This is a genomic window from Bradyrhizobium sp. MI1.10, assembly GCF_055811035.1.
The window spans coordinates 24885-32798 of record NZ_JBVVPN010000063.1 but is presented as its reverse complement, the minus strand read 5'-3'; the positions used below and the strand labels follow the sequence as shown (position 1 = coordinate 32798).

The window sequence follows — 7914 nt, the reverse complement described above, 5'->3', positions numbered from 1 at the left end:
ATCCGGGACGGTCTGTCAGCGGTGAGACTTTCCCGGATTGCGCTTCGCTCCATCCGGGCTACCACTGACTAGCCCACACCCGCCATGAACGCCGCCAGCGCATCGCGGTCAGCCTCCGGCATGGTCAGGCCGAGCTTGGAGCGGCGCCACAGGATGTCCTCGGGAAAACGCGCCCATTCGTGGGTCATGAGATAGCGCACCTCGGCGCCCGTCAGCTCGGGACCGAAGGCGGCGCCGAGATCGTCCCGGGTCTTCGCCTCGGCAAGCACGACCGATAGCCGCGAGCCATAGGCCGCGACGAGGCGTTGGGCCTGCGTCTCCGACAGAAAGCGCCAACGGTCGCGCGCAAGATCGACCTCGGTGTCGAAACGGTCCCAGGCAAAATCTCCGCCGGGCAGCGCCGCGCCGGCGGTCCAGGGCGGCGACATCGGATAGAACGGCGTCAACTTCGTCACCGCGCGCTCCGCCCGCAGGCGCGAGGTGGTGACGTCACCGCCGAACATCGTGATCAGCGGCGCCTTGCGCCGCCGCGCGTCGAACAGCGTCGTGCCGTCACGCCGGCGCGCGGACGCCAGCGTCAGGTTGACGCCGGAGACCGCGCGCACCACGTCGGTCGGGGCAACGCGCTCGCGGAAATAGCGGCTCGCCGCTTCGCAGAGATAGCCGACATCGGCCCCCGGCATCGCGACGATCGCGGGATCGCCGGTGAAATCGTGCGTTACTGTTCCGATCAGGGTGAAATCGCGCTCGATAGGACTCGCGAAGATCAGCCGGCCATCGCTGTTCTGGAAGACGTAGACGTTATCGGAATCAAACAACCGCGGGACGATGATCTGGCTCATCTGCGTCGCCACCATGGCGGGTTGCGGCTGCCGCAGCACGGTCTCGGCGACCATCGACGTCCAGCCGCCGGTGGCGTTGGCCAGTGCCCGGGCCGTGATCGTGCGACGATGGCCGCGGTCGACCACCGCGAGCCGCCATGTATCGGTTCGATCGGCACGCACACAGCGCGCTCCAGTCCGAATCACGGCGCCGCGCTCGGCCGCATCCAGTGCCGTGAGCACCACCAGTCGGGAATCGTCGACGACGCAGTCCGAATATTCGAAGGCCGTGCCGAATGGTCGTTTCAGCGCGTTGCCGACCGGATGATGCGTGATGTCGAGGGTCGCCGTTGCAGGCAGGCCGCTCCGGCCGGTGAGGCTGTCGTAGAGGAATAGGCCAACGCGCAGCAGCCATGGTGGGCGCTCGTCGGAATGCGCCGGGATCACGAAGCGCATTGGCCGAACCAGATGCGGCGCGATCCGCAGCCAGGTCCGGCGCTCGGCGAGCGACCGGCGCACCCGTCGGAAGCCGCGCCGTTCCAGGACCGAGAGATCGCCGTGGATCAGCCGCGGTGTTGCCGAGGACGCCGCGCCGCCGAGATCGCCCCGCTCCAACAGGATGACCCGCAGGCCGCGGCCGGCGGCATCGCGCGCGAGGCTGACACCGTTCAGGCCGCCGCCGATGATCGCAAGATCGTAATCCGCCATGAAGCCGTCGAATGGGAGCGAAACGCTCGCCATCTCTAGAGCCATTTCCGTTCCGATGAAATCGGAACGGGGCTCTGGATTCCAGTTTGGCGCGTTTTCTTGACGCGAACCGGCACTTCGCTCGATAACGCTCTAACCGGTCTTGAGCGCAAGCTCCATGACTTCGGCGCGACCAACGAGGCCGGCATATTTTCCGATCGGCAGGGGCTTGCCGAGCAGATAGCCCTGCACGCCGTCACAGCCTTCCGCGGCGAGGAAGGCAAGCTGTTCCAGCGTCTCGACGCCCTCGGCGACGATCGACATTTCCAGGCCATGCCCGAGATCGATCACCGCGCGCACGATCGCTGCCGATTGCGGGTTGCGGCCGAGATTGATGATGAAGGCGCGGTCGATCTTGATCTTGTCGAACGGGAACGCCTGGAGATAGCTCAGCGATGAATAACCGCTGCCGAAATCGTCCATGGAAATGCGCACGCCGAGCGCCTTGAGCCGGCGCAGCAGCGCAAGGCCGCGATCGAAGTCCTCGATCAGCACGCCCTCGGTGATCTCGAGCTCGAGCCGGCCGGGGGCAAGACCCGTCTCGAGCAGGATGGAATGGACGAGCCCGACCACGTCGCCGTGCATGAACTGCGCCGGCGACAGGTTGACCGCGATCTGAAGCGGCGTCGGCCAGGACGCGGCTTCGCGGCAGGCCTCGCGCAGGATCCACTCGCCCATCTCGACGATCAGGCCGCTTTCCTCCGCGATCGGGATGAATTCGGCCGGGGAGACCTGGCCGCGCACCGGATGCTGCCAGCGCGCCAGCGCCTCGAAGCCGATGATCTCGCTCTCGGCGACGCTGTGGCCCGCTGCTCCCTGCGGCTGGAAGGCGAGCGAGAGCTCGCCGTTCTTGATCGCCATCGAGAGATCCTGGTGCAGCACGCGGCGATCGCGGATCTGCTGGTCCATCTCCGGCTGGAACAGGCTGATCGTGCCGCGCGATTTCTGCTTGGCGCGGAACAGCGCCGCGCCGGCATTGGCGAGCAACGAGGCGGCGTCGGCGCCGTTGTGCGGGAAGATCGACATGCCGGTGGTGACGCCGGCACGGACCGGGCGGCCGTCGATCTGGAATTCCTTGGCGACGGCATCACCGATCTGCTGCGCCAGCGCGAGACCTGCCTCCGGCTGCTTGCCGTCGATGATCAGGCCGAACTCGTCGCCAGACAGGCGCGCCACCACGCCGCCGCGCGCGGAGTCCTGGAGCCGCTGGGCCACCTCGACCAGGAGCTTGTCGCCGTGCGCATGACCGAAGACGTCATTGACCTCCTTGAGGCCGTCGAGATCGACGCACAGAACCGCGAACTCCTCGCCGGTGCCCTCGCAGGCCTCGATCATCTGGGTCAACGCCTGCAGGAAAGCGGCACGGTTCGGCAAATCGGTGAGGCCGTCGTGATAGGCCATGTGCGCCATGCGCGACTCGGTCTGCCGGCGATCGGTGACGTCCTCGTGGGTCTTGATCAGATATTGTGGCTCGCCGGTGTCGCTCAGCACGGTAGCGCGGCGGGTGAGAAACAGCCGCAGCCCGTCCTTGGTGGAGATCGGGTGCTCTTCGGTGATCATCCCGCGCTTCTTGATCGCGGCTTCGTCGCGCGCAATGATCAGCTTGGCTTCCTTGGGATTGAAGATGTCGGACGCGGTCAGGCCCGTGGCTTCCTCGCGCCTGCGGTTGAGGATCGTCTCCGCGCTGCGGTTGGCGAGCAGGTAGCGGCCGTCCTTGACCTGCTCGACGATCAGGGCCACCGGGATGTTGTCGACCACGAGCTCCAGGAACTTCTTCGTGCTCTCCAGCTCCTTCGACAGCGAGCGGCGATCGGTGATGTCCTCGAACACGAGCATCAGGAATTCGGGCTTGTTGCTCTCGTTGCGGACCACGATCCGGATCGAAGCAACCATGCGCCGCTCACCGGCGCGGTCGACCTCGAATTCGTTGCGAAACTGGCCGTCCTGCGAATCGAGTGCCGCCCGGTCGGTCGCCTCGATGCTGTCCGCCGAGACAGGCGCAAACAGCTCGCGCGCGTTCTTGCCGACGACATGGTCGCGCGAGAACCCCCAGAACCGCTCATAAGCGCTGTTGGCGAAGATGTAGCGACCATCCTCGATGTTCTTCGCGGCCACGCAGGCCGGCACGTGGTCCAGCAATGTTTCCAGGAACTGCTTGGTGGAGGCGAGCTGCCGCGACAGCCTGCGCTGCTCGCTGACGTCCAGATGCGTCGTCACCGAGCCGCCATTGGGCAGCACGAAATATTTCACCAGGATGGCCCGCCCGTCCGGCAGTTCGGTGATCAAGCCGTTGGTGCTTGCCGCCTTCTCATAGAACTCGTCGTTGGAGGCGCCCCCGAGCACACCGCGCTTGCGTCGCAGCTCAAGGAGTTCGTAGCCGTTCATGTCGGCCCAGAGATCCGACCGCGCCAGGCCGTAAATCTCGATATAGCGGTCGTTGCAGAAGATGATGCGCCGCTGCGCATCCGTCATCACCACGCCCTGGTTGAGATTGTTCATCGCGGAGGAGACGAAGGCATTGCGCCGCAGCTGCAGACGCCTGGTCCGGCGCAGCGAGGAATGGATCCACAGCGCGATCGCGACGAGGAACGAGCAGATCACGATGCCCGCGATCAGAGCTTCCCAGATCACGTTGGGATCGAGGTGGCCGAGATAGCTCGGAGGAGTGAAGCTGTCGGAGAGGGCAAAGGCGCGCGCAGGCGTCACCGCTGCGGCCAGGCACACGACGGCCTGCACCGCAATCGGAAGCGCGCTGCCCGCATGCCAGTTCTTCTCAGCCATCAGCCACCCGCGATTTCAGCGCCGATTGTCTGGCCTCGCGGGTTTGGATCGGGTAAACGCCTGTACGCGCAACGGAAAAATGTGGCACCAAATACGGCAATTGCCCTGACATGATAAATGCTTCCTTAACGAAAAACGGCCCCGTGCCGCCGTCCCGCGGCGTGGCACCATCGTCTCTTCGAGCGGACGTCCTGCACCACCATGGATAGGGTCGACTGCGTCGTCATCGGAGCCGGCGTGATCGGGCTGGCGGTGGCTCGAAAGCTGGCGCAAGCCGGGCGCGAGGTGATCGTGCTCGAAGAAGCCGAGGCCATCGGCACCATCACCTCCTCGCGCAACAGCGAGGTGATCCATGCCGGCATCTACTACCGCGCCGGAAGCTGGATGGCGCGCATGTGCGTCGACGGCAAGCACGCGCTCTACCGTTACTGTTCCGAGCGCGGCATCCCGCACAGGAATTGCGGCAAGCTGATCGTCGCGACCAATCCGAAAGAGACCGAGAAGCTGCAATCGATCAAGGCGCATGCCGAGGCCAACGGCGTGCTCGACATGCAGTTGCTCACGGGCGATGCGGCATGTGCGTTGGAGCCGGCGCTCGCCTGCGACGCCGCGCTGCTGTCGCCGTCGACCGGCATCATCGACAGCCACGCCTACATGCTCTCGCTGCGCGGTGAAGCCGAGGACGCAGGCGCGGCCTTCGCGTTTCACACCCCGCTGATCCGCGCCAAGGCGACCGCCGGCGTCATCGAGATCGAGGCGGGCGGCGAAGCGCCGATGACGCTGCAATGCAGCCTCCTCGTCAACGCCGCCGGGCTCTCGGCGACCACGGTGGCGCGCAACATCGAGGGCATGCCGCTGGAACGGATCCCGACGGCCTACCTCGCCAAGGGAAACTACTTCAGCTGCAATGCCAGGGCGCCGTTCTCGCGCCTGATCTATCCGGTGCCCGAGCCCGGCGGGCTAGGGGTGCATCTGACGCTGGACATGGCCGGGCAGGCACGTTTCGGCCCCGACGTCGAATGGATCGAGACGATCAATTATGAGGTCGACCCATCACGCGCCGAGCGCTTCTATCCGGCGATCCGCAAATACTGGCCGACGCTGCCTGACGGCGCGCTCATGCCGAGCTATTCGGGCATCCGCCCGAAGATCGTGCCGCCGGCGGTGGCCACGCAGGATTTCTTGATGCAGGGCCCGCGCGATCACGGCGTCGAAGGCCTGATCAACCTGTTCGGCATCGAGTCGCCCGGGTTGACGTCATCGCTCGCGATCGCGGATCACGTCGCCGAGCTCGCAAATGTCTAGTGGTTTAAAGCGAAGTGGATTCCAGTTGCGCGTAAAGAACCGCATCCAGACAAGAAGCTAGAGCCGCACAAATCCTTGCACGGTGCGCGCCTTGCAGCAGGGATGAGCGCAAAGACTCCCATCCCTGCCTGAAAGGGTGCGATCAACTCTACGCTGTTACGGGGGTTGCTAGTGGAGCGTGTCGCCGTGCCTGAGACGCTCGATCTGGTCCTTGACCATCAACTTCCGGCGCTTCAACTCAACAATTTGCAGGTCGTCTGTTGAAAGGTGCACGAGAGCTTCGTGCAATTCGTTTTCGAGAGTTTTATGCTTCCGTTCCAATTCAACCAGATGTGCCTGAATTGTCATTCGAAACCTCCTCGGTAGGGGTGAACCTTGGATTCGACCGGACGAGGAAGTGTACATCACCGATTCGTTCTGTCGATGGATATCAGTCGTCGCAGTGTCATTTTTAAAAATTCATATGTAACGAAGCGTGAGTAAGGGAACCACGCGGGAAAAATCCGTGATATCAATGCGCTTGCGCAACGCCGGAGCGACCGCAGAAATATCTCGCGGGAGATCGGCGCGCGACAGCCCGAGACCGCTTGCGATCACGGCGCGCAAGGACGATAGTTTCCACAGGGCATCCACAGCCTTAATCTCACGCCTATCGGTTTTTCGGCCACCGCAGACATGACCAATGAAGATGCGCGCGAACTCGAATCCGAGCTCGCCCGGTTGCACCAGGAACACCGAGATCTCGATGTGGCGATCGATGCACTGCATCAATCGCCCGCGCCCGACCTGTTGCGGTTACAGCGGTTGAAGAAACGCAAGCTGTTGTTGCGTGACCGTATCGCGTTCATCGAAGACCAGATCACGCCCGACATCATCGCCTGATCCACAGGAGGAGAGCTCTACGGCAGCTCGCCGCACGCGAATCCGCTTGACTCGAAAGGAACAAAATAAGAACATTTGCACACCAACGCCCCCAGGAAAACCGTCCAAGGAAAACGCAGATGTCGACAACCGCCCTTCTCGACAACAGCCATTATGAACAAGCCTGCGATCAGGCGATCGCGATGTGCGACGGCAATCTGCGCAGCACCATCAAGGCGCTGATCATGGCCAATGAATATCTGGAGGCCGAGCTGGAGGAATTGCAGGCGGCCATTTCCGCCGGCTGCATTCCGGAGACCTCACGCAGCAAGATGCGGAGCAAGAGCAGCGCAGCCTGAGCTGTCAGCTATCGGAGCCGACCATGTCCGATGTCACCTATTACGTTGCATTACCTTTCCTGACCGACGAGGACGGATCGCCGGTCGCAGGTGCGGCCGAGGAATGCCAGACCGCGGCGGCCGCGTTACGGCGCGCCGAGGTTATGTCGCACGGCGCCGGCCACACCGGCGCCGTCGCGTTCAGCCGCAGCGGCGATCCCATGACCGGCGAATTCGGCGACGCCAAACTGCTCCGCAGCTTTGGCAACGTACCGAAAGACCTCGGCACGCTTTAACTAGCTGCTGACGAGCCTGATGCGCGGCTCGTGCCGCCGGTGCGCCTTGCGCACATACATCGCGGCATCGGCCTCTTCCAGGGCGCGCGCGGCGTCGGACTGTACCCCGAGCAGGGCCACGCCGGCGGAAGCGCCCGCGCTTACGTGCTGGCCGCGAAAGACAAAGGACAATTCGTCGACAGCCTGCTCGAAGGCCGCGGCCTTCGCCTTGGCGTCGGTCTCGCTGAGATTCCAGAGCAGCAGCGCGAACTCGTCGCCGCCGAGCCGGCCGACCACGTCGGAGGCGCGGATCTGCCGCGTCAGCGTGGTGGCAATCGCCTTCAGCACCTCGTCGCCGGCCGCATGGCCGAAGGAATCGTTGATCGGCTTCAGCCGATCGACGTCGAGCACGATCAGCGCGCCGCTGGCGCGGTAGCGCTTCATGTAGGCGACGGCGCGTCCGAGCTCGCGTTCGAAGCCGCGCCGGTTCGGAATTTCGAGCAGGAAGTCGGTGTCGGCGGCCGCCTCGAGCTCCGCGACCCGCCGCAGCGCCCCCTTCAGCTTGCTCTGGAGGTCACGGATGGTCGCGTTGATGGCCGTCTTGATGACCGCTTTGGCGCCGTCATCGGCAGACGCTCCGCGTCGCGACGGTCTGGTCGGACGCTTGACCGGACGCTTAAGAGCAACTTTGGAGCGAGCGGCGCTGGTTTTCGGGCCCTTTTTGGCCTTCGCAGCGCTCGCCCTTTTTGGTTTCTTCATGGGCATCCTGCTCAATGAAGGCTTGCG

General features: G+C 64.3%; 8 protein-coding genes. 4 read left to right on the top strand and 4 right to left on the bottom strand.

Annotation, left to right across the window (positions count from 1 at the left end; translation table 11 throughout):
* Window positions 1–68: 68 nt before the first annotated feature.
* Both AC0L3K_RS36725 and AC0L3K_RS36720 read right to left on the bottom strand, forming a co-directional pair.
* Window positions 69–1529, bottom strand: a complete 1461-nt coding sequence (locus AC0L3K_RS36725) for a glycerol-3-phosphate dehydrogenase (RefSeq protein WP_473367883.1) — start codon at window positions 1527–1529, stop codon at window positions 69–71.
* A 132-nt stretch (window positions 1530–1661) separates the two neighbouring features.
* The gene (locus AC0L3K_RS36720; RefSeq protein WP_219681686.1) at window positions 1662–4349 is read right to left on the bottom strand and encodes an EAL domain-containing protein; all 2688 of its coding nucleotides are present in this window, start codon (window positions 4347–4349) and stop codon (window positions 1662–1664) included.
* A gap of 201 nt (window positions 4350–4550) precedes the next feature.
* Here AC0L3K_RS36720 and AC0L3K_RS36715 point away from each other — a divergent pair, with 201 nt between their 5' ends.
* Window positions 4551–5654, top strand: a complete 1104-nt coding sequence (locus AC0L3K_RS36715; RefSeq protein ID WP_473367882.1) for an NAD(P)/FAD-dependent oxidoreductase — start codon at window positions 4551–4553, stop codon at window positions 5652–5654.
* A gap of 168 nt (window positions 5655–5822) precedes the next feature.
* Here the strand turns inward: AC0L3K_RS36715 and AC0L3K_RS36710 are convergent, their stop codons facing one another.
* Window positions 5823–6002: a YdcH family protein gene (locus AC0L3K_RS36710; protein ID WP_007596254.1), complete on the bottom strand. Its 180-nt coding sequence runs from the start codon at window positions 6000–6002 to the stop codon at window positions 5823–5825.
* A 327-nt stretch (window positions 6003–6329) separates the two neighbouring features.
* Between AC0L3K_RS36710 and AC0L3K_RS36705 the strand changes: the two genes are divergently transcribed.
* The 3 genes from AC0L3K_RS36705 to AC0L3K_RS36695 all read left to right on the top strand — a co-directional run bounded on the left by AC0L3K_RS36705 (window position 6330) and on the right by AC0L3K_RS36695 (window position 7149).
* The gene (locus AC0L3K_RS36705; RefSeq protein ID WP_007596255.1) at window positions 6330–6536 is read left to right on the top strand and encodes a YdcH family protein; all 207 of its coding nucleotides are present in this window, start codon (window positions 6330–6332) and stop codon (window positions 6534–6536) included.
* Between the two features lie 119 nt (window positions 6537–6655).
* On the top strand, window positions 6656–6874 hold the full coding sequence (locus AC0L3K_RS36700) for a hypothetical protein (RefSeq protein WP_025034151.1): 219 nt from the start codon (window positions 6656–6658) through the stop codon (window positions 6872–6874).
* A 23-nt stretch (window positions 6875–6897) separates the two neighbouring features.
* Complete coding sequence (locus tag AC0L3K_RS36695) at window positions 6898–7149, top strand: hypothetical protein (RefSeq protein WP_007596257.1); 252 nt, start codon at window positions 6898–6900, stop codon at window positions 7147–7149.
* On the opposite strand, the gene AC0L3K_RS36690 is transcribed toward AC0L3K_RS36695, so the two are convergent.
* The gene (locus tag AC0L3K_RS36690; RefSeq protein WP_473367881.1) at window positions 7150–7887 is read right to left on the bottom strand and encodes a GGDEF domain-containing protein; all 738 of its coding nucleotides are present in this window, start codon (window positions 7885–7887) and stop codon (window positions 7150–7152) included.
* Window positions 7888–7914: the final 27 nt, after the last annotated feature.